General features: G+C 60.6%; 14 protein-coding genes. 7 read left to right on the top strand and 7 right to left on the bottom strand.

Going from position 1 to position 21,546, the window contains the following annotated elements; genetic code table 11:
- Nucleotides 1–24 precede the first annotated feature (24 nt).
- Entirely contained in the window at nt 25–738 is a 714-nt protein-coding gene (locus tag FZF01_RS13950) for a SapC family protein (protein WP_150278809.1), read from the bottom strand.
- 358 nt (nt 739–1,096) lie between these two features.
- Between FZF01_RS13950 and FZF01_RS13955 the strand changes: the two genes are divergently transcribed.
- Genes FZF01_RS13955 through FZF01_RS13965 form a run of 3 tightly spaced genes read left to right on the top strand, consistent with a single transcriptional unit; the run spans nt 1,097 to nt 4,377 of the window.
- Entirely contained in the window at nt 1,097–1,729 is a 633-nt protein-coding gene (locus tag FZF01_RS13955) for a methyltransferase (protein WP_150278811.1), read from the top strand.
- A gap of 15 nt (nt 1,730–1,744) precedes the next feature.
- On the top strand, nt 1,745–3,643 hold the full coding sequence (locus FZF01_RS13960) for a DUF294 nucleotidyltransferase-like domain-containing protein (protein WP_150278812.1): 1,899 nt from the start codon (nt 1,745–1,747) through the stop codon (nt 3,641–3,643).
- Nucleotides 3,640–4,377 carry a 3'-5' exonuclease gene (locus tag FZF01_RS13965; RefSeq protein ID WP_150278813.1) on the top strand — a complete coding sequence of 246 codons (738 nt, stop codon included), beginning with the start codon at nt 3,640–3,642 and terminating at the stop codon, nt 4,375–4,377. Before FZF01_RS13960 ends, FZF01_RS13965 begins: the two co-directional genes overlap by 4 nt.
- A gap of 91 nt (nt 4,378–4,468) precedes the next feature.
- Here FZF01_RS13965 and FZF01_RS13970 read toward each other — a convergent pair whose 3' ends face one another.
- Both FZF01_RS13970 and FZF01_RS13975 read right to left on the bottom strand, forming a co-directional pair.
- Nucleotides 4,469–6,130 (bottom strand): BCCT family transporter, encoded by a 1,662-nt coding sequence (locus FZF01_RS13970; protein WP_150278814.1) that lies wholly within the window; start codon nt 6,128–6,130, stop codon nt 4,469–4,471.
- Nucleotides 6,131–6,406: 276 nt separating this feature from the next.
- Nucleotides 6,407–6,598 (bottom strand): hypothetical protein, encoded by a 192-nt coding sequence (locus FZF01_RS13975; RefSeq protein WP_150278816.1) that lies wholly within the window; start codon nt 6,596–6,598, stop codon nt 6,407–6,409.
- Between the two features lie 89 nt (nt 6,599–6,687).
- On the opposite strand from FZF01_RS13975, the gene ggt reads away from it, so the two are divergent.
- The 4 genes from ggt to FZF01_RS13995 are packed head-to-tail and all read left to right on the top strand — an operon-like array spanning nt 6,688 to nt 10,771.
- Complete coding sequence (ggt, locus tag FZF01_RS13980; protein ID WP_150278817.1) at nt 6,688–8,442, top strand: gamma-glutamyltransferase; 1,755 nt, start codon at nt 6,688–6,690, stop codon at nt 8,440–8,442.
- 59 nt (nt 8,443–8,501) lie between these two features.
- Nucleotides 8,502–9,503: an amidoligase family protein gene (locus tag FZF01_RS13985; protein ID WP_150278818.1), complete on the top strand. Its 1,002-nt coding sequence runs from the start codon at nt 8,502–8,504 to the stop codon at nt 9,501–9,503.
- Nucleotides 9,500–10,171 carry a gamma-glutamyl-gamma-aminobutyrate hydrolase family protein gene (locus tag FZF01_RS13990; protein WP_150278820.1) on the top strand — a complete coding sequence of 224 codons (672 nt, stop codon included), beginning with the start codon at nt 9,500–9,502 and terminating at the stop codon, nt 10,169–10,171. Before FZF01_RS13985 ends, FZF01_RS13990 begins: the two co-directional genes overlap by 4 nt.
- A gap of 6 nt (nt 10,172–10,177) precedes the next feature.
- Complete coding sequence (locus FZF01_RS13995; RefSeq protein ID WP_150278821.1) at nt 10,178–10,771, top strand: IMPACT family protein; 594 nt, start codon at nt 10,178–10,180, stop codon at nt 10,769–10,771.
- A gap of 11 nt (nt 10,772–10,782) precedes the next feature.
- Here FZF01_RS13995 and recD read toward each other — a convergent pair whose 3' ends face one another.
- From recD to FZF01_RS14015, 4 genes are all read right to left on the bottom strand, one after another.
- Nucleotides 10,783–12,828, bottom strand: coding sequence for an exodeoxyribonuclease V subunit alpha (gene recD, locus FZF01_RS14000; protein WP_150278822.1), 2,046 nt, complete (start codon nt 12,826–12,828; stop codon nt 10,783–10,785).
- Nucleotides 12,821–16,453 carry an exodeoxyribonuclease V subunit beta gene (recB, locus tag FZF01_RS14005; protein WP_150278823.1) on the bottom strand — a complete coding sequence of 1,211 codons (3,633 nt, stop codon included), beginning with the start codon at nt 16,451–16,453 and terminating at the stop codon, nt 12,821–12,823. The genes recD and recB overlap by 8 nt, the downstream gene beginning before the upstream one ends.
- Nucleotides 16,450–19,965, bottom strand: a complete 3,516-nt coding sequence (gene recC, locus FZF01_RS14010) for an exodeoxyribonuclease V subunit gamma (protein ID WP_150278825.1) — start codon at nt 19,963–19,965, stop codon at nt 16,450–16,452. The genes recB and recC overlap by 4 nt, the downstream gene beginning before the upstream one ends.
- A gap of 105 nt (nt 19,966–20,070) precedes the next feature.
- On the bottom strand, nt 20,071–21,420 hold the full coding sequence (locus FZF01_RS14015) for a glutamine synthetase family protein (protein ID WP_150278826.1): 1,350 nt from the start codon (nt 21,418–21,420) through the stop codon (nt 20,071–20,073).
- Nucleotides 21,421–21,546 lie beyond the last annotated feature (126 nt).

The raw sequence follows: 21,546 nt of genomic DNA on the forward strand, positions 1-21,546 counted from the left end.
CACCCGGACGCGATATCGGGCATTTCAGGTGCGGGTATCGAGCTTCTCACTCAGGCGCTGGAGCGCGCCCAGAGAATGCAGGTGGGCGTAGGCCCAGGCGAGATATCCCTGTCGAAACCAGTGAGTTACGACCGAGTCGTCCAGAGCCATGAGCTTCTTCTCGTCGATAACGAACAGACCATCAAGGCGCAGAGGCTTCTTGTCTGCAGTGATGATCTGGAGGACAAAGGGTTTGAACACATCCTGCTCGGTTGCTGCCTGACAGAATTCGCGGGTACGGACATGCTCAGCTTCAAAGTTCGTGACGAACTCGATGATTTTGCTCAGCGTGTCGGTATAGGCGCCTTCTTCAGTAAAAAGAAGCTCGCCCTCACCCTCTGTCTCTTGCAGACCAGAGTAGTCGGCATCAAAACAGACATTCTTGTCAGTGCTCAGGACGAACGGATAACGACGGATGAAGGCCGGGGTGTAATTACCCAGCCATACGCCCGCCTCATCGACCTGCTCGTGCCCCTGGTTCTTCAACGAAAGCAAAGCAATGGGAAAGTATTGCCCTTGCTGATCCTGGCTGAACAGCACGGACAGATCACGACTGGCCTCAAAAAACTCGATAGCAAGAAGAGGGACAGAATTGACCTTGTTGGTAAATCTGAAATCTGCCACTGGCGAAAAACGAATGCTCTTGTGGACTTCTTTGTTCAGGACCGTGGGCCGCTGATAGAACAAAAGTTCGGACATTATCGGATCCCTGATAATTGATTTATCTAAACGCCATTCGCTTATAGCCCCTTCCTGTGTAAATAGAAATGAATATTATTTTTCCTGGAAATAGGCACAGTAAGCGTCATGTTCCACGACCATCGCTCAAGATGCACACCCCAAATTGACGCCTGTTTAATGGCACCCGTGTTTCCGATATTTTCAAGGCACGAACGACTGCAGCCGATGATATGAGCCACGTCGGAAAAGCAAGACTCCGCCCGGACGATATTCCGCCTGACATACGAGCCCGTGCACTATAATCAACGCACTAAATCCCGCGCTGCGCCGGAGACTTCGCGTAGCGCAACACAGTGTTCATCCTTACAGGTAAAGCATGAGAGGAAGGTTTCAGGAAAGCAGTCTGCATGATGAACGCCTCGATATCGTCGTTCAGCACTTGTTGGAGACAGATGCCTGTCAGGTCCTGGACCTGGGTTGCGGCGGCGGCGAATTACTGCAGCGGCTGGTGCATCAGAATCAATTTCAGCGGATTGTCGGTATCGACATTGATGAAGTCAGCCTCGGCCAGGCCAGGCGTGTGCTGGGTATCGATCTGCTCGACGAAACAGACCGTATTCAGGTGCGCTACGGCTCCTTTGAGGAGCCCAATTCGCAACTACGCGGCTTCGATGCCGCCACGCTGATCGAAACCATTGAGCATATAGATCCGGGCCGGCTATCACGCGTCGAGACAGCGGTCTTTGGTGGCATGCGACCGGGAGTGGTGCTGGTCACCACGCCCAACGTCGAGTACAACGTGCTGCACGGCATGCCTCCAGGTGAGAAACGTCACCCCGATCATCGCTTTGAATGGAGCCGCGCCCGCTTTCGCCAGTGGGCACGGGGAGTCGCTGAACGTAACAGCTACCGGGTCAGTTTTATCGACATTGGTGAATTCGACCCGCAACATGGCAGTTCGACCCAGATGGCGCGCTTTGTCGCCTTACCCTTGAGCGAGAACAACTAGAACCGGAGGTCCGGCGTGGAAGTCGAGCTGATCGAGATACGAGACCACCTGAAACGTTTTCCGCCCTTTGACAATCTGCCGGATGAAACTCTGGACGATATCGCCAGGCAGGTGGAAATCACCTATTTCAAGGCCGGCACCGAGATCCTGCACTTCAACGAGGATATCCAGTATCTGCATTACCTGCGCAGCGGTGCAGTGGACGTATTCAGGCGCAATGGCGATCTCTACAACCGGCTGACCGAAGGCGATATTTTCGGTCACTTCGGCTTGCTGCGTAACAATAAAGTACGCTTCCCGGCCACTGCGTTGGAAGATAGCCTGGTCTATTTTATTCCAGGCGCCCTGTTCCAGAAGCTGTGTGACGAACACGAAACCTTTGCCGACTTCGTTGAGGCCGAAGGCCAGTCGCGGCTCCAAACCGCTGTTGAGAGTGACAGCAAAGCCGGCGAGATGATGAAGCTGCGCGTGCGCAAACTGATCGAGCGCTTGCCGGTAACCGTGACCGCAGACACAACGGTGATGCAGGCGGCGCAGACAATGAGCGATCACAGCGTCTCGTCACTGATCGTTGTGGGTGCCGCAACCGGTCCGCAGGAAAGCCACCGGGGTGCCGGCTCCATGATCGGTATTGTCACTGATCGGGACTTTCGCAGCCGGGTGGTCGCTGCCGGCCTGCCCGCCGATACCCCCATACGCGAGGTCATGACGGCAGATCCCGTCGTGGTCCAGGCGGACGACTCGATGTTCGAAACCATGCTGTCGATGCTGCGTCACAACATCCACCATCTGCCGGTCATCCAGCGCGGCCGCCCGATCGGCGTGGTCAATCTGCGCGATGTCATCAAGTATGAATCCCAGAGCAGCCTGTATCTGGTCAGCAATATCCACAACAAGCAGAACGTCGAAGCCCTGCAAGCGCTGCTGCCGGATATTCGCGCCACCTTCGTGCGCATGGCCACGGACGAGGTGTCCTCGCACATGATCGGCAGCACCATGGCTGGCATCGGCCGCAGTTTCAGTCAGCGCCTGCTGGAGCTGGCGGAGGCGTCCCTGGGACCACCGCCCGTGCCCTACTGTTTCATGGCACTGGGGTCCATGGCGCGGGACGAGCAGCTGGTGGTGACCGACCAGGACAACGCCCTGGTACTGGATGACAGTTTTGACCCGAAACAACATGACGACTATTTTTTCAAGCTGGCCAGCTTTGTCAGCGACGGTCTTGCGGCGTGCGGTTATACCTACTGCAAGGGTGGCATCATGGCTACCAACCCCAAATGGCGGCAGCCGCTTAGCGTATGGAAAAAATACTTTACCCAGTGGATCACCCGGCCCAATCCCGAGACCCTGCTTAACAGCTCGATCTTCTTTGATCTGGACAGCGTTTACGGCAAGGCGGAGCTCGTCGAGGAGCTAAAGGACCTGCTGGCGACCAGCGCCAGCTCGAATGAGCCCTTTCTTGCCGCCCTGGCCCGCAACGCGCTGAACCGCACACCACCGCTCGGGTTCTTCCGCACCTTTGTGATGGAACAGGATGGCGAGCACAAGAACATTATCAACCTCAAGGGCCGGGGCACCGCGCCGCTGACCGATCTGATCCGCGTGCATGCACTGGCGTGCGGCTCCAAGGCGCAGAACTCATTCGATCGTCTTGATGCCATCGCTACTACGCGCCTGATGCCACCTGACGCCGTGACGCGTTTGCGCTATGCGCTGGAGTTTCTTTCCAGCGTGCGGATCCGTCACCAGGCCCTGGAGCTGGAAGAAGGCCGCGAGCCGAACAACTATATCGAACCGGAAAAGATTTCCACCGCTGAACGGCACAACCTGAAAGAAGCCTTCCAGATCCTCAGCAACGCCCAGAAGTTTCTGCGCTTCCGTTATCCGGCCCTGCAGTCGATGCGTACCCTATGAGCAACAAACGCCATCCGGCCCGCCCTCCCGGCCACGAGACGCCCAATTGGCGAACCCTGTGCGCCAGCCTTGCTCAGACCGCCCTGGATGAAGATCTGAAGCGCTTCTATGAGGCTGGCGCGGTGGGCCCATTAACGCCGATCAGCGATGTGCCCCTGGTCGCCCTGGATGTTGAGACCACTGGGTTGGATCCCAAACGCGACGCCATCGTCAGCGTGGGGCTGATCCCTTTCAACCTGAAGCGCATACGCTGCGCCGATGCACGCTATCAGGTAGTCAAGCCCATCTCCGAGCTGACCCACGAGTCGGTCGCTTTTCATCACATCACTCATAGCGACCTCAAGCAGGCGCCCCGCCTGGACAGCATGCTGACTGAAATCCTGGAAATCATGGCTGGCCGGGTGGTGGTTGTACATTACCGCAACATCGAGCGCGGCTTTCTGGATGAGGCGGTCCGCTATTACCTCAATGAGCACCTGCACTTTCCGGTTATCGACACCATGGAAATCGAGGCACGTCTGCATCGGGGCGCCAATCGCCTCGGCTGGTTCGACCGCCTGCGCGGCAAGAAGGACGTATCCATACGCCTTGCCGAAAGCCGCCTGCGCTACGGACTGCCGCTCTATCACGCCCATCATGCACTGACCGATGCGCTGGCCAGCGCAGAGCTGCTGCAGGCTCAGATTGCCACTCACTTCGATGCAGATACGCCGGTCGCCGACCTCTGGGACTGAACGCGGTGCCGGCGCCGGGTCGCGCCCCCCTATCCTAGGCACAAAAAAAAGCGCGGCCAATAATGGCCGCGCTTTTTATGTTGCGCTGATTCTAGCGCGGTTCGGACATCAGTCCCTTGACGATAGATATGCAGCCCACCAACAGCACGATGGTGAAGGGGAAGCCGGTAGACACTGCCATTGCCTGCAGCGCTACCAGGCCACCACCCAGCAACAGCGCAATCGCGATTACGCCCTCGATGCATACCCAGAACACGCGCTGGGGCACAGGAGCGTTGACCTTGCCGCCCGCGGTGATGGTATCGATAACCAGTGAACCCGAGTCCGAGGAAGTCACAAAGAACACAATCACCAATATGATGCCGATAAACGAGGTGATGGATGCCAGTGGCAACTGCCCGAGCATGGTGAACAACTGGATTTCCAGAGCCGCGTCCTGCACACCGGTGAAGCCATTGGCCAACTGGTCAATGGCAGTGCCGCCCAGGGCTGTCATCCACAGGACCGACACCAGGGAAGGCACCAGCAGGACCGCGATAAGGAATTCACGAACGGTACGGCCACGGCTTACGCGTGCGATAAACATACCGACGAAGGGCGACCAGCTGATCCACCAGGCCCAGTAGAAGGCAGTCCAACCCTGGCTGAAGTTGGCATCCTCACGGCCGATCGGGTTTGACAGCGCTGGCAGGTATTGCAGATAGGCACCCAGGTTCTCGAAGAAACCGGTAAGGATCGCCAGAGTCGGCCCGACGACGATGATGAAGCCCAACAGCAGTATTGCCAGACCCAGGTTAAGCTCGGACAGACGCTTGACGCCCTTGTCCAGACCAGCCAGTACAGACAACAGCGCAATACCGGTAATGCCGACAATCAGCAACACCTTGCTGGTGTTGTTCGCGGTAATGCCGAAGAGGTAATCGATACCCCCGGCAGCCTGCTCAGCGCCCAGACCCAACGAGGTCGCCAGACCGAACAGCGTTGCAAAAACCGCAAGAATATCAATTACATGTCCCGGCCAGCCCCACACGCGCTCGCCCAGAATCGGGTAGAAAATAGAGCGAATACTCAGCGGCAGACCCTTGTTAAAGGAAAACAACGCCAATGCCAGCGCAACAACGGCGTAGATCGCCCATGGGTGCAGGCCCCAGTGAAAGATAGTAGACGCCATACCCAGCCTGGTGGCTGCCTCGACATCGCCGGCCGCGGCGCCCAGCGGTGCCCAGTCAGTCCGCGCGCCAGCTTCTGAGGCGGTACCACCCAGCGCCGCGGAAAAATGCGACATCGGCTCGGATACACCGTAGAACATCAGGCCGATACCCATGCCGGCGGCGAACAGCATCGCGAACCAGCCCAGATAGGAGTAGTCAGGCTTCGCGTCCATCCCCCCCAGGCGTACCTTGCCCAACGGCGAAACAATCAAGGCCAGACACAACACCACAAATATGTTGGCAGCACCAAGGAAGAACCAGGCCAGATTGGCCGTCAGCCAACCGCGCAAGGCGCCGAAAAGCGGAGCCACATCATTCTGCAAAGCCAGGGTCAGAAATACGAAAAGCAGAATGGTTATTGCCGAAATGCTGAAAACCTTGCCGTGGATATCCAGGGCAAAGGAAAACTGGCCCTTGATGTTGTCCTGGCCGATAACATAGTCGGTATCAATAAGGGTGGACTCGCCCGAGGGCGCGGGAATTGCTTGCACGGTTTCCACTACCGGCTTGTCATTCAGATCTTTGAGGGGATCTTTTTCCATCGGAAAACACTCCTGATTTGGTGTCAGGGCTACTCACGAGGCATTGCACAAAAGGGGCGCAATAAAACTCAATGTCCAGCCAGCCAGGTAACTCAGATTTAGGTGACAGAACACCGGCAACAGCATTGCCGATCAACAGCCATTTGATGAAATTTTTCCATCAATTGACGCATATGATAGACATTGGAGGAACAATAGGGAAATCAGATTGCCAAAGGGAGCCGTTCTCGACCTTATATTTTCGGGTTATATCAAGATCGAGAGAAATGACTGAGCTCACTCCGGCGCGGATCGCAGGATAGCCAGAACTTTGGCTGGCGAGTAGTCATAGCTGTCCATCAGGGTGCGCAGCTCCTCATTGAAGGCCATTTCCGCCTGCAATCCGGCATCCTGCTTCATGGTCTCGAGTTGGGCCAGTTGTTGAGCCAATTTGCGCTCTGCAGCGCGAAATTCAGCAAGATTGGTCATAATGTTTCCTGATCTGTAATTGATTGACGAATTCTACACCAAAGATCGCGAATTAGACGCTGGACGGAGTAAGGTCTAAGCTTTCCGGCATGACCCACCAAGCATTCTCCGGCGCTCTGCGCTGCATCTTGATTCCCGCCTTCATCACAACGCTGATCGGCGGGCTTGCCGCCTGCAGCGGCACTGACCCGGCTACCAGTTCAAGAACAGAACAACCCTTGGCAGATCGTCAGGCCACGAACATGATGGTCGCAGCAGCTCACCCTGCGGCAGTTGAAGCGGGCTTGCAGATGCTGCGCCAGGGTGGGCACGCAGTTGATGCGGCCATTGCCGTACAGATGGTCCTGGCCTTTATCGAGGCACCAGAAACCGGCATAGGCGGCGGCGGGTATCTGCTGCTGCACGATGACAAAACAGGGCAAACCCGCGTGTACGACGGCCGGGAAACCGCACCCGCTGCAGCACAGCCCGACCGCTTTCAGGTCCTGGGTATCGACATGCCCCTGGCGCTAGCCATTCCCAGCGGATCGTCTGTCGGGGTACCCGGCCTGATAGCAATGCTTGCCAAGGCCCATAGCGAGCATGGGCGCCTGCCCTGGAACGAACTGTTCGTACCGGCTATCAACTTGGCTGAACGGGGCTTGCCAATGCCCCAAAGGCTCCAGCGGCAGATCCAGCAGGACCTGTCGTTGCGCCTGTTTGCCGATACCCGGGCCTATTTTCGGCGCCAGGCAGAAAGCGAAACACCGACACTTCGCAATCCAGAGCTGGCAGAGACCTTGCGGTCAATCGCTCAGGAGGGGCCTCAGGCCTTCTATCAGGGCCCTGTTGCAGAGGGCCTTCTTGACCGGCTGGAAGATGCACGCTGGGGTGCTACCGATATGACCGCGCAGGATCTGGCCGGCTATCAGGCAATCAATCGAGAGGCCGTGTGCCGCCCCTACCGCCAATGGACGGTGTGTGGCGCCCCGCCGTCTTCGTCCGGCGGCATTACGGTGTTACAAATTCTCGGCATGCTGGAGCATTTCGACATGGGCTCCCTTGAACCGGACAGCGTCGAAGCACTGCATCTGATAGCCGAGAGCAGCCGTCTGGCCTTCGCCGATCGCAATCACCATATCGGCGATCCCGCCTACGTCAACGTTCCGATGGGGCCCCTGCTCGACCCTGACTACTTGCACGAACGCGCGGGTCTGATTCGCACTGAACGGGCCCTTACCGAGGTGCATCCGGGGGAGCCGGGTACACGCACGGAAATCGAAAACATCGAATTTACCCCCGAGGCAGATGAACAGGGCACCTCCCATTTCAGCCTGGTGGATGCAGACGGCAACCTGCTGGCCCTGACCAGCTCGAACGAGGCGCCGTTCGGCAGTCGCATGCTTAGCCAGGGATTTGTATTGAATAATCAGTTGACCGATTTCAGCTTCAGTCCGGAAATCGCGGGCATACCCCACCCCAATGCCGTGGCAGGCGGCAAGCGCCCGCGCAGTTCCATGGCACCGACCATGGTTTTTGATTCCGCGGGCCAACCCCGTCTGATCATCGGCTCACGGGGCGGCAGTCGGATCATCGGCTATGTGGTCAAAACTCTGATCGGCGTGCTGGACTGGAATCTTGACGTCCAAGATGCCATAGCCCTGCCCAACGCACTCGACCGCGGGCTGGGTCTGGAACTTGAGGCGGGCACAGGCCTCGAAGCCCTGGCTCCAGCGCTTGAGACATTGGGACACAACGTCAGCGTGGTACCGATGACCAGTGGGCTGCACGGTATCGAGCGCACAGACGGAGGTTGGCGTGGCGGCGCTGACCCACGCCTGGACGGCGTTGCACGCGGGGACTGAACCGCGGGATCGCGGATAGCCGTGATAAGCTACACAACCTGATTTCAACGGAGGCAGGCATGTCGAACACTGATGCTTTTGCACTGCCGCCCTGGCAGAACACCACCGAAGGCGCCATGCGCCGTGTGGGCATTGAACTGGAAATGAACGGCCTCGAGCTGGATGAGATAGCCCAGCTGGCTGCAGATTTCCTCAACTGTGAAGTCAAAAAGACCAGCCGCTATGAACGCTCCCTGAGTGGCGATCCGGCCGGCGAGTGGATTGTGGAGCTGGACTTCACATTATTGAAAAAGATGGGCCGTGAACACCGCGTCGCCAGTGACCTGGGCGACGAAATCATGAGCGGCGCAGAGGACGTGATCAAGTGGTTTGCCGACGGTCTGGTGCCCCACGAGCTGGTCAGTCCGCCCTTGCCCATGGACCGGCTGCCTGAGGTCGATCGCCTGATCGCCCATCTGCGCAAGGCGGGAGCCAAGGGTACCGGCGACCGTGTCACCAACGCCTTCGGCATGCAGTTCAACCCCGAAGTGCCTGCGTGCGAGGCCAAGTGCATCACCGCCTATCTCAAGGCTTTTCTATGTCTGTTCGACTGGTTGAATACCCGCGCCGATATCAACGTGACCCGGCGCCTGACCAGTTATGTCGATCCCTTCCCGGGCGCCTATGTAAAAAAACTGGTGAAAGCCGACTACTGGCCCGACATGGATCAGTTGATAGACGACTATATGGAAGCCAATCCGACCCGCAACCGGGCCCTGGACATGCTGCCGCTGTTCAAGCATATCGACGAGGATCGGGTACTGGCCAAAGTGGGCGACGAGCGCATCAAATCCCGTCCGACCTTTCACTACCGCCTGCCTGATTGCCTTATCGATCAGCCTGGCTGGGGCGTACACGTAGCCTGGAATGACTGGGTAGAAGTAGAGCGTCTGGCTGCCGATGAGGAACGTCTGGAAGCTTGCTGCAAGGCATATGGTGTTTACCTGGACAGGGGTGTGGGCCGGCTGCTGCATAACTGGGAGGATGAAGTAGAACAGAAGTGGTTGAGCAAGGACGCATGAGCAAACCGGTCATTGCCATCACTGGCCCCCGCCGCGGCGCCTTCGGACCGCGTTTCATGGTGTCCTGCGCGGTGCGCTGGTATGGCGCTACTCCTTTGCAGGTCCGCCCCGGGGAAGATATAACAGAGCTGCGTTATGACGCGGTCGTAGTGACGGGCGGGCACGACATAGACCCGGTGCTCTATGCCGAAGAGCCGGAAGTGCATCCCAAATATGATCCCGAACGGGACACTCTCGAATCGGCCGTCATTGACGACGCACTCATCCGCGGATTGCCCCTGCTGGGCATCTGCCGGGGCGCCCAGCTACTCAACGCCCGACGTGGCGGCAACCTGTTTCAGGACCTCAAATCCAAACGCCAACTGACTTCCAACCGACGCACACTGTTGCCCCTAAAGACGCTATTGCCAGAATCAGGCAGTTATCTGGCCAATCTGCTCAGGACCGAACGCTGCAGGATCAATAGCCTGCACAATCAGGCCATCGACCGGGTGGGCACCGACCTGCTGGTCAGCGCACGCGACCTGGACGGCATTGTTCAGGCCGTGGAGGATCCGGGCCGGGCGTTTCTGATTGGCGTGCAGTGGCATCCGGAGTTTCTGCTTTTCAACGGCCGGCAACGGCGCCTGTTTGGTGCCCTGATCCAGGCAGCCCGGGAACGCTTGTAAATCCCGATGTACAGCCTCGCCCAAGCCGTCACCTGCACCCTGGAGATTCGCAAGAGCCGCTTTATCGGCTGTGTGGAGCCAATTGCTGATCGCCCCGCTGCGCAGGAACGGGTGGCCCGGTTGCGCGCCGAGCACCCAGACGCCGCACATGTGTGCTGGGCGCTGCTGGCGGGCGGACACAGCGCCGCAGTGGATGATGGCGAACCCTCCGGCACCGCCGGGCGACCGATGCTGGAGGTTCTCCGGCACCAGGAACTCGACGGCGTGCTGGCGACCGTTGTGCGTTATTTCGGCGGCACCAAGCTGGGCGCGGGTGGACTGGTGCGCGCCTACACCGACGCCATCGCACAGGCCCTGCAACAGGCTGAACGGATAGAGCTGGTCAGCCAGCGGCGATTACGTTGCCAGCTACCCTTCGCCCAGGAAAGCCAGGCTCGGCGGTTGTTGGAACAGCTGGGTGGCGAACTGCTTGAGGTACAGCACAGCAACAGCGTGCAACTTGAGATTCAACTGACAACAACGGCCGCCGAGGACTTTCTGCAGCAGTTGCAAACCGCCAGCCGCGGAGCCTTGTCCTGGACCGACATGGATCTGGGCTAGCCTGCTCCCGCTCAGCCCAGCGCCAGCCCACTGATACGCCGCACCGGCGTGCGCACTGCCTCTTCGAATACGCCGTCCCGGCTTTCCAGCAGGGTAAAGTGTTTACTGGCGCGGGTTATGGCGGTGTAGACCAGCTCCTTCGTCAGCACCGGGTTACGCGATGGCGGCAGCACCAGTGCTGCATGGGTAAACTCCGAGCCCTGGGATTTATGCACCGTCATCGCAAAGACCGTTTCCACCTCGGGCAACCGACTGGGCAAGACAAAGCGGATGCCCCCACTGCCATCGTTGCGCGCAAAAGCTACCCTGAGCGCCTCCCGCTCTGGCGCGCCTGGCTGCAGAGCAGGCTCGGCAACACGCAGGGCAATCCCGATGTCCCCATTCATCAAGCCCAGGGCGTAATCATTACGGGTTACCAGCACGGGTCTGCCTTCATACCAACCCTGATCGCTACCCAGCAACCCTCGATGACGCAGCAGGCTGGCAACCCGCTGATTCACCGCTTCCACGCCCCAGTCCCCCCGGCGCACCGCGCAGAGCAGCTGGAACTGATCGAAGGTCGTCAGCACCTGCCGCGCCCATTGCTGCCAGGTATCACTGTCGGCTGGCGTGCCCGCGGGTGGACGAGTATCACCCAGTACTTGCAGATAACGCTGATAACCCGGCAATGCGTCGGTGCCCAGCACACAGGCAGCAAAGGCCGGATCAGCCGGCTTGCTCAGGCTACGCTGATGAATATCGGCAAAGCTGCCCGACTGCAACAGACGACGGGCATCCCCGGCAGCACAGCGATTGACCGCACGCGCCAGCTCACCGATACCGCTGTCGCCGCCGAAGCGGTGCGAGTACCGCAGCATCGCCGTCTGCTGCTCCAGCGGATGAGTGGCCTCGCTGCCAGGGTGCAGGCCAGCCGAGGTCAGCGTCTGACCACTGACCCGTTCCAGCCATGCCAGCGTCTGCTCACTGTAGTGACCCTGGTCAGCGCCCCGACACAGGTCACCCAGCACAGCCCCGGCTTCCACCGAGGCCAACTGGTCCTTGTCACCTAGCAGGATCAACCGCGCCGAAGGCGGCAAGGCAGCCAGCACGCACGCCATCATTTCCAGGTCGATCATTGAGGCTTCGTCGATCACCAGCACGTCCAGCGCCAGCGGATTATCCCGGTGATGGCGGAAGTGCCGGCTGTGCGGCAAGCTGCCAAGCAACCGATGCAGCGTCCCTACCTCGCTGGGAATTGCCCCTTTGACCACATCATCCACCGGGAGACTGCCCACCTGCCTGCCAATGGATTCGGTCAAGCGTGCCGCCGCCTTGCCGGTTGGTGCCGCCAGACGAATACGCAGCGGTTTGCCGGCAGCCACTGCCGGCGTCTGCAGTAACGCCAGCAGGCGCACAACGGTCGTGGTCTTGCCGGTACCCGGGCCACCGGTAATGATGCTGAAGCGGCCCCGGGCGGCCAGCGCGCAGGCCAGCTCCTGCCAGTCCGGGTGCTGTTTACTGTCGGCAAAAAGCCCCTGCAAACGCTCTGGAAAGTCGGCCTGCACATCCAGCGGTGCGTTCAGGCGGCGGTGCACATCAGTCACTACCTGCTGCTCGTACTGCCAGTAGCGGCGCAGATACAGGCGCTGGCCCACGAGTACCAGCGGGCGCGTGCCCTGATCGGGCGCCTGGCTGTCCACCACGTCGCTGGCACTCAGGGCAGCACACCAGTATTCGAGGTTATAGCCGCGCAGCAATTGCGAGGGCAGAAGCACATTGCTGTCCTCGGCATTATCCGGTGGCAGGGACAGGGCAAAATCCGGTTCAGCGAGGGTGGCTCCCAGATCCAGGCACACATGACCGTGGCCCAGCTGATGGCTGACCAGGGCCGCTGCGAGCAAGACCGGCGCACTGCAGTCAGGCGCCTGCTCCACCAGAAAACCGGCCAGTGCACGATCCAGCGCCCGCAACCAGCCATGTTGCTGCCAATCATCGAGCAGGCCCAACAAGGCTGCACTACTGTCGAGATAGGCATGTGTGGTGGGCTGCGCGCCCAGCAGATCCAGTTGTTCAGACATGCGCCACCTCCCGGGCCTGACCGGCAAACAGCCGATCCAGGGTTTCGATCAATTCGCGTGGGGGGCGGGTATGCCAGAGGCCGCCGCTGTCGGCGTCGATGCCGCGGATGAACCAGTAGGCGGCGCCGCCCATGTGCTGGTCATAGTCATAGTCGGGCAGGCGCGCGCGCAACTGTCGGTGCAGCGCCAGCACGTAGAAAACGTATTGCAGATCATAGCGATGTTCCAGAATCGCCTTGCCCATCGCCTGCTCGCTGTAGGCGCTGGCATCCGCGCCCAACCAGTTGGATTTGTAGTCCAGCACCCAATAGCGGCCCTGGTGCTCGAATACCAGGTCGATATAGCCCTTGAACAACCCGTTCAACCGGTCGCTGCCGAGCGGCGGCCGCTCGGCAGCCCCCAGGGTATGCGCGCTGACCAGTTGATCAATAGCCTGGGCACTGACCCCGTGGGCCGCGAAAAGAAACTGCATCTCGCTCTGGTACTGCCCCCCCTGCAGGTCCGCCAGACTCAGCTCACTTTGCGGTGCGACGCCTTTGAAGGTCAGCAGACTGACCATCCAGTTGCTCAGGCAGCCGCCCCATTCAGCCCAGTTACGGCGCTGACAACGGGGGTAGACCCGCTCCGCACATAAATCCGGATCGGCAAACTGGGCAAAACCGTCATCCGCGGCCAGCTCGAGCAGACCGTGCAGGAAGGTGCCCGGCTGTGGGCCCCGCGGGAAGCGATGCATGCTTGGCGTCTCGCCGGGCCGCAGGGGGGCAAAGATATCGACCTTGTCATCGGCAAAGTAGTCGGTCTCATGGCCGCCGATCAGCGCGCTGTAGGAGCCGATCCACCAGCGGGCAAAGGTCGGGTGGTCCGGATGCCGTTCGCGCAGTTCGGTGTGTGGAACAGCAATGGGTTGATACTCTATGTCCTCTGCTTTTGGGGCGGCATCGACAACCAGAGTCCCTGGCTGCACCCAGGCGCTCAGCCATTCGCCGAGTTGCGCTGGCTGCTGCAGTACCGCCCCGCCAGTCAGCAGCCAGGCAATAGCGCTGTGATGCAGGACCGAGGATTTGCGATTGCCGCTTTTCAGGTCGGCCAACCCCAGCCAGCAGGCATGTCGGGCTCGGGTCAGCGCCACGTAAAGCAGACGCAGATCTTCACCCAGCCGTTCGCCGTCGGCCTGGGCCACGGCATTGTCGTCCGGCGCCAGATCCAGGCGGCGCGTGTCGCCATCATGCAGCCACAGCGGCTTCTTGCCGTCGGCTGGGCGGCTATGGGCGATAAAGGGCAGGAACACCAGCGGGTATTCCAGGCCCTTGGATTTGTGGATGGTGACGACCTTGACCAGTTCAGCGTCGCTCTCCAGACGCAACACCTGATCGTCTGCGCTGCTGTCTGCGGGGTTGAGCAGCAATTCGCTCAAATGGCGGATCAGGGCCTGCTCGCCATCCAGCTCGCGGGCGGCGCGCTGCAACAGTTCGGCCAGATGCAGCAGGTTGGTCAGTCGGCGTTCACCGTCATTTTGCTTTAGAAGACGGGTGGGTAACTGGAATGCGTGCAGCAGTTGCTGCAGCATGGGCAGCACACCCTGACGCAGCCACAGCCGCCGAAAACCGTGGAACTGATCGACGCGCTGCTCCCAGAAACGCTCGTCTTCATTCAAGCGCTCCAGCTCTGCCCAACTCAACCCGAGGCTGGCGCTGGCCAGGGCGGCGCGCAACAGGCCGTCGTTACCCGGATCTGCACAGGCGCGCAGCCAGCGCAGCAGGTCCTGCGCCTCCTGACTGGCAAATACCGAATCCTTGTCGGAGAGATACACACTGCGCACGCCACGCGCCGCCAGGGCACTGCGGATACATTGGGCTTCGCGCCCCGTGCGCACCAGCACCGCCATGTCTGCGGGCTTGACCCCGGTGAAAGTGCCGTCGGGGTGGGCAAAACCGGCGTCACCCCGTTGCCCGGCGTTGAGCAACTCCACCATGGTTGTTGCACAAATTTCAGCCATCGACTGCCGGTAGTCATCCCCTTTCAGCGGCTCTTCGCCTGGCAGGTGCCAGAGGGTCATGGCCGGAGCTGCTGCGCCCTGCAGTTGCCAGACTTCCTTGCGACCGTTAGCCGCCACAGGAAGAAACGGCAGAGGATTGTCCGCTCCGCGGGCAAAGCGGAAAGCGCCCTGGGCATTGCCCGTTTCCGCCAGTTCAAACACCCGATTAACCGCATCGACCATGGGCTGGCTGGAGCGGAAGTTGGTATCCAGATTTTCATGCCGCCCGGATGTGTCCCGCCGTGCACGCAGGTAAGTATGAATATCCGCACCACGAAAACTGTAGATTGCCTGCTTGGGATCGCCGATCAGCAGCAGCGCGGTGCTCTGATCATTCTCCGCGACCCGGTAGACCGCATCGAAAATGCGGTATTGCAGCGGGTCGGTATCCTGAAATTCGTCGATCATCGCGACCGGAAACTGCGTGCGTATGACCTCGGCCAGACGTGGACCACTTGGGCCTTGCAGCGCGGCATCCAGGCGTTTGAGCATATCGTCAAAGCCCATCTGCGCGAGCCGCCGCTGTTCCTGCTCGAAGCGCTCGGCGATCCAGGCGGCGGCGTGCCTGAGGGCGTCCTGGTGAGGGTCGGGCAGGTCCGCCAATGCCTGCCGCAGCAGCGGCACCTGCTGTGGAGCCGGGTGCTCGGGAGGTATACCATTCTTCCAGGCCGCCGCCAGCCCGTCTTCGCTCAAGCGTTCCCAGGCCGAATCTGTTAGGCCTGGAGTTTGCATTTGTGGGTCTTCGGCCCAGGCGCGCAGGGCCTCGAACCAGGGCGCAAAATAGCGGCGCTGCAGCATGCGGCCATTGACCTCTTTTTGTTCCACCCCCTGCTCGAGCAGCTGTTCCAGCTCATCCGCCCATTGCAGCCAGGGAGCCTTCAACTGCGCCAGATCCTGTTCCCGCTGCGCAAGACTGTTGGCGATCAGTGCATGCAACTGACCCTCAGTCGGGGGCAGCTGATCAGTCAGCAGGGCGTGCAGCGAGCCCAACAAACGCCCGGGGCTTTGCCAGTGCTTGGCCACCCAGTCCAGTGCCGCGCCACTCAGTGGATAACACTGTTCGCGCCAGTAATCCCGGGCAACCTGGGCGCGCAGCTCCCGTTGATCGGTTTCCAGGGTCTGTTCAAACAGGCTACCACTGTCAAAGGCGTGCTCGCGCAGCATGCGCTGGCACCAGCTATGTATGGTGGAAACGGCGGCCTGATCCATCCACTGGGCGGCAATTTCGAGTTTGCGCGCGCAGCCGGGCCACTGATCGGCAGGCGTCTGCTCGCGAAGCTGGGCAATGATCGGGTCGGGCTTGTCCAGCTCGCCACGAAAAGCCATGGCAGCATCGACCAGACGAGCGCGAATACGATCACGCAGCTCCTGGGTCGCAGCCTCGGTGAAGGTCACTACCAGGATGTCCGGCGGTAGCAGCGCGCGCGGATAATCCGCCGCTGCGCCACGACCTAGTACCAGACGCAGATAGAGCGCGGAAATGGTAAAGGTCTTGCCGGTGCCGGCACTGGCTTCGATCAGGCGGCTTCCACGCAGGGGACAGCGCAGGGCCAAAGGCATCTGGCTATTATGAACAGGCGTATTGCTCATGCCTCAACCTCCACTGGCTGCACTGTTAACCATGTATTTTCCAGCATCTGCGCCAGCGGCTGGTAAAGGGATTGCGCCCAGGTCTCAAAGCCTGCTGCCTGCAGGCTGGCGTAATCCGGATAGCTGCGTTGCAGGGCAACACTTCTAAGCATCGCGCCCGGCTTGAAGTCAGTGCCCTCGTAGTGCTCACGTGTCTTGCCATCGTCACCGTGGGCCAGCCAAAGCATGCCGGTTTCCAGTTCGGCAGGCAGGGGCTGCTGCAGGCCAGCCAACCAGGCGGCCAGCCAGGCTTGCAGAATATCCTGAGCCTGCTCGACGGGTACCGGCAGCAGTAACAGATTGGCATCCTCGGCGATCAGGCACCCTTGTATGGCATGCCCGTTGGCACAGGCCAAAAGATGTCGGCAGACCGCCGACAGCACGCGCTTCCAACGTAAGGTCTTGTTCTTGCCGGTACCATCCTGCAGACGTCCCGTTTCCAGCTGCAGCAACATCTGCCCATCAGTCGCGCCGGATTCCCGCAACCCGGTGAGCCAGTCCCGCAGCTCGATCCCCGGAGCGCTGGCCACCAGCGCCAGCGGCTCATCCACGGGACGATCCCATATCTCGGCAAGCTGGCGGTAGCGCGTCAATTGCTCGGCCAGGGGTTCGATCAGCGCCTGCCGACCCAGCTCGCCAAAACCGGCCAGGGGCAAGGTACCGCGCCGACTCAGGCGCGCGGACTCCTGCTTGACAACGGCAGTCCAATCAGCGTATGGCCCACTGGCCAGGGTGCGCTGCAACAACCATTGCCTGAGCTCAAAACGTTGCAGGCCGTCCAGCACGAAGGACTCATCGTCCTCGCTGTGCAAGTCAGCGTCGCGAAACCAGATCTTGAGGCGGCGCGCAAAGAAATGCTCTACCGGGTTACGCAGAAAGCGTTGCAGGGCATTCAGGTCAATAGGCTCGGTCAGGTTGACGGGCGGCAGTGGCGTATCACTGACTGCCTGCAAGGGGCTGTCGTGCAATGCCCGCCAATCGCCGGCATAGCTGAACAGCGCAGGATTGCTGGCATCGAAATACTGACGACTGAACGGCTGCAACGGATGTTCTGTGGACAATGCTGCAAGGAGGTCCACATCCGGTTCGGCGGCCTGCCAGCCAGCGGCAAGATGATCACGTAACTGCCCGATCAATACTGACGGGGGGCGTTCGCCGTTGTCGCGGATGCTGCGCCCGACCCAACTGATGTACAGGGTGTCGCGGGCCGACAGCAGGGCTTCGAGCAACAGATAGCGATCATCCTCGCGCCGGGACCGGTCCCCCGGGCGGTAATCGTTGGCCATCAGGTCGAAATCCAGCGGCGGTTGGGCGCGCGGGTAATCTCCATCATTCATGCCCAGCAGGCAGACCTGGCGAAAGGGAATCGCGCGCATCGGCATCAGGGTGCAGACGTTCACCGAGCCGGCCAGAAACCGCTGACTCAACTGACTCTGGCCGACACTCTCGAGCCAGGCTTCGGCCACCACATTCAGGGGCAGCGCCTCGTTCAGCTCTACGTCGTCACACAGCTCCAGCCATTGATCGAGACTCTCCTGCAATTGCCCGATGAGTACCTGATCCGTCTCGCTGGCAGCCAGGAAGAAATCCGCCAGCAGCGCCCGCAAACGCTCGCCCCAAAGGGCCGGCAACGCGGGCTCGGCAAGCGACCGTTCGTGCCGATCGAGCGTATTGAGCAGTTGATCAAGTGGACCGATAAGCGCCGCATCCAGGCCGCCCACTTCATCGTAGGGTTCGGTCGTGCCCCAGGCAGATCCTCCCCCGCTGGCGTAACCCAGCAGCATGCGCCGCAGCCCGAAGCGCCAACTGTTGTTATCCAGTCCGGCGGGCAGCCCGCGCGCGCTGAGACGCTCCTGATCCAGGCCCCAGCGAATGCCGGCGCCCTCGATCCACCGCTGCAGCGTCGGCAGGTCGGCCTCAGCCAGGCCGAACCGGCTGCGCACGGCGGGTACATCGAGCAGATCCAGCACCTCGCTGACCGGCAGCCGACTGTGCGGCAACTGCAGCAGGTGCTCCAGGGCGATCAACAGCGGCTCGCGGCCGCGTTGGTTCTGATCGGCCAGGGTGAAGGGTATATAGCGCGGGTCATCCGGAGCGTACTGGCCGAAAACCGCCTGTATGTGCGGGGCGTAAGTGTCCACGTCGGGGACCATGACGATGACATCACGGGGGCGCAACTGATGGTTGCGGGCAAAGCCATCGAGTAACTGGTCGTGCAGGATCTCCACTTCCCGCTGCGGGCTGTGGGCGATGTGAAAACGGATGGATGTGTCACTCGCCAATGGCCGTCGCGCATCAGCTGTCCCTGGCTGCAGCGTCAGGGGCGGCCACTGGCTGCGGGTTTCCGCCAGGGGACGCAACTCGAGGATATCCTGCTGCAACTGTTCGAGCAGCGTGGCTCCGGCGTTATCCTCGAACAGGTCGACACGGCCGCCGTTGATCGCGGCAAAACGGACTTCATAGCTGACGCGCTCGTCGTGCACATCAAGCAGATTGATATAGTCGCGACCCTGCTTGCCCCAGGCGGCCAGCAGCGGATGCGCATGCTGATGCAGGGTGCTTTCATCCAGGTGCAGCGGGCTGTCGGGCTTGGCTTTCTGGCGGCGATACTGGTGGCGAAGCAATTCCCGGTCGGCAACGATGTCGCCCCAATAGAACTGGCAGGGATTCAAAACGGCCAGCAGCACCTGGCTGAAGCGTCCCAGTGCGGCCAGGGCTTCTAGGGTCTGCGCTGGCAGGGACGAGATACCAAAGACAATAACGCGCCGCGGCAGGCCGGCAGGCCGCTGGCTGGCAGTCAGTAAACTGTCCAGGGCCCGTGGATGTACTCCGGCGCGACTGTTGCTGACATGCTCACTGCCCACATCCGCCAGCACTGCCCGCCAGAGCGCCGGCTGCCAGAGCTCATGGTCCTCCAGCTGCCGGGTTCCGCTGCGCGCCAGACTGACCCGGTTGTGGCCCTGGGCCCAATCATTCAACCAGTCCGCCCGGTAAACCTGATACTGATCGAACAGGTCGGCCAGACGCTCGGCCAGTTGGTAACGTTTGCGGCAGTCACCATCGTCGGCGAGAAAACGCTCGAGGGGGGCAAAGGCGGGGTCCTGCAGCAGACCCGGCAGTAGACGCAGCAGACGCCAGGTTAGCGGTTGCTTGTCCAGCGGCGAGCTCGCAGGCACGCTGTCGGCGCCGAGCACGCCACGGTAGAGTTGCCAGAGAAACTGGGCAGGTAGCTGCACATCCAGGGCTGCCGCAATGCCGCAGCCACCCTCCTCCCGATCTGCCGCCAGCGCCATTTCCAGCCATTGGCCGATGCCATTGCTCTGGACCAGCACCACCTCGTTCTCGAGCGGGCCCAGGGGGTGCTCGCGCATCCAGTCAACCACCAACTGGCGCAGGGTCTCCAGCCGATTACCGTGCAGAATCATGAATCCGGGGGCGAGGTTGCCGGGGGCAAAACTGGCGCTGTCCTGCATCAGAACTCCTGTATTGACCGGCCTGCACAGGTGCAGCGCAGGTGACGCCATAGTATCAGGGGTTAGCGCGACAGATCAGGTCGCAGCGCGGTCAGTTCCAGGCCTCTAGACTTGCGAGCCAAGAAAGCGGCGCTCCCAGGGCGTTATCTCGTCCAGGAAGTGTTCGAGTTCCAATGTCTTGGTTGCCAGATAGCCATCAATGAATTCGTCATCAAACAGTTCCCGCGCCAGTGTGCTGCGACTCAAGCGATTGATAGCCTCGTGCAGCGAGCCGGGCAGCTTGAGATGATCCGGCGCGACAAACTGGCCGCTGACAGAGGGGCTAGGTTCTATTTCGTTATCAATGCCGTGCAGACCGGCAGCAAGACTGGCGGCTATCGCCAGATAGGGGTTGGCGTCGGCACCGGGCAAACGGTTTTCTACCCTGCGTGCATCCGGCGTACTGGCCGGAATGCGCAAGCCAGCGCTGCGGTTATCCTGCGCCCAGCAGAGATTGTTGGGCGAAGCAAAGATATGGCAGAAGCGCTGATAGGAGTTGATATTCGGCGCCATCAACAACGTCAGGTCGGCCAGGCAAAGCTGCAGGCCACCAATGTAATGCGGGAAGCTGAAGGTCGGTTCGTTGTTGCGCGGATCGGTGAAGATGTTCCGTCCATGGGTTTTCTCGATCACGCTCTGGTGTATGTGCATTGAGCAGCCCGGTACCCGCGCCAGCGGCTTGGCCATGCACACCGCAATCAGACCGTGCTTGAGCGCGACCTCATGCAGCATGTGCTTGAACAGGAAGGTCTGGTCGGCAATCAATAGCGGATCGCCGTGCACGAAATTGATCTCGAACTGACTAACACCCATCTCGTGCATAAAGGTATCACGGGGAATCCCCAGCGCGGCCATACCCACCTTGATTTCATCGAAGAAAGGCCGCAGTCCGTTGTTGGAGCTAACGCTGAATGCGGCATTGCCCGGATCGCGGCGACCATCTATACCGACCGGCGGCTGGAACGGCAGATTAGCATCAGAATGCCGTTCGAACAGGAAGAACTCCAGCTCGGTGGCAACGATCGGTTGCCAGTTGCGTTCGGCGTAACGGCCCACCACCTGCTTGAGCAACGTCCGGCACGAGAGTCCCGACAAGGTACCGTCGAGTTCCACCGCCTCGCACACCGCCAGTGCCCGGGGTGTTTCGGCCCATGGCAATACGTGCACCTGATCGGCCAAGGCGCGCAGCTGCAGATCACCATCATCGTCACCAAAAAAGCGTGGTTCCGGATAGCCGCCCATCAACGCCTGCAACAACACGCCACGGGCCATTTGCAGACGCCGGCCAGCGAGAAAGCCTTCCACGGTCATCACCTTGCCGCGGGGTATGCCGTTGAGGTCGGGGGTCACGCATTCGATTTCAGCGACTCCGGCCAGACGCATTTCCAGCGAGAGGGCAGCTAACGGCGAGGACATGGGCAGACACCTTGTTCTGAACGGGGTAATTGACGTGAGACCGGATGATAGCCTGCCCTAACGCGGCCGTCACCGCTCGAGCTATTCCCCGGTTGCCATCCCTGTAAGCTAAGCGTATCTTGCACT

The sequence above is a fragment of the Halopseudomonas salina genome, from assembly GCF_008641105.1.

Excerpts from the sequence above, each read along its gene's own strand:
- ggt (WP_150278817.1), top strand. The coding sequence starts at position 6,688 with ATGACCCACCAAGCATTCTCCGGCGCTCTGCGCTGCATCTTGATTCCC.
- FZF01_RS13990 (WP_150278820.1), top strand. The coding sequence starts at position 9,500 with ATGAGCAAACCGGTCATTGCCATCACTGGCCCCCGCCGCGGCGCCTTC.
- FZF01_RS13955 (WP_150278811.1), top strand. The coding sequence starts at position 1,097 with ATGAGAGGAAGGTTTCAGGAAAGCAGTCTGCATGATGAACGCCTCGAT.
- FZF01_RS13975 (WP_150278816.1), bottom strand. The coding sequence starts at position 6,598 with ATGACCAATCTTGCTGAATTTCGCGCTGCAGAGCGCAAATTGGCTCAA.
- FZF01_RS13970 (WP_150278814.1), bottom strand. The coding sequence starts at position 6,130 with ATGGAAAAAGATCCCCTCAAAGATCTGAATGACAAGCCGGTAGTGGAA.
- FZF01_RS14015 (WP_150278826.1), bottom strand. The coding sequence starts at position 21,420 with ATGTCCTCGCCGTTAGCTGCCCTCTCGCTGGAAATGCGTCTGGCCGGA.
- FZF01_RS13965 (WP_150278813.1), top strand. The coding sequence starts at position 3,640 with ATGAGCAACAAACGCCATCCGGCCCGCCCTCCCGGCCACGAGACGCCC.
- FZF01_RS13950 (WP_150278809.1), bottom strand. The coding sequence starts at position 738 with ATGTCCGAACTTTTGTTCTATCAGCGGCCCACGGTCCTGAACAAAGAA.
- recB (WP_150278823.1), bottom strand. The coding sequence starts at position 16,453 with ATGAGCAATACGCCTGTTCATAATAGCCAGATGCCTTTGGCCCTGCGC.
- recC (WP_150278825.1), bottom strand. The coding sequence starts at position 19,965 with ATGCAGGACAGCGCCAGTTTTGCCCCCGGCAACCTCGCCCCCGGATTC.
- FZF01_RS13985 (WP_150278818.1), top strand. The coding sequence starts at position 8,502 with ATGTCGAACACTGATGCTTTTGCACTGCCGCCCTGGCAGAACACCACC.
- recD (WP_150278822.1), bottom strand. The coding sequence starts at position 12,828 with ATGTCTGAACAACTGGATCTGCTGGGCGCGCAGCCCACCACACATGCC.
- FZF01_RS13995 (WP_150278821.1), top strand. The coding sequence starts at position 10,178 with ATGTACAGCCTCGCCCAAGCCGTCACCTGCACCCTGGAGATTCGCAAG.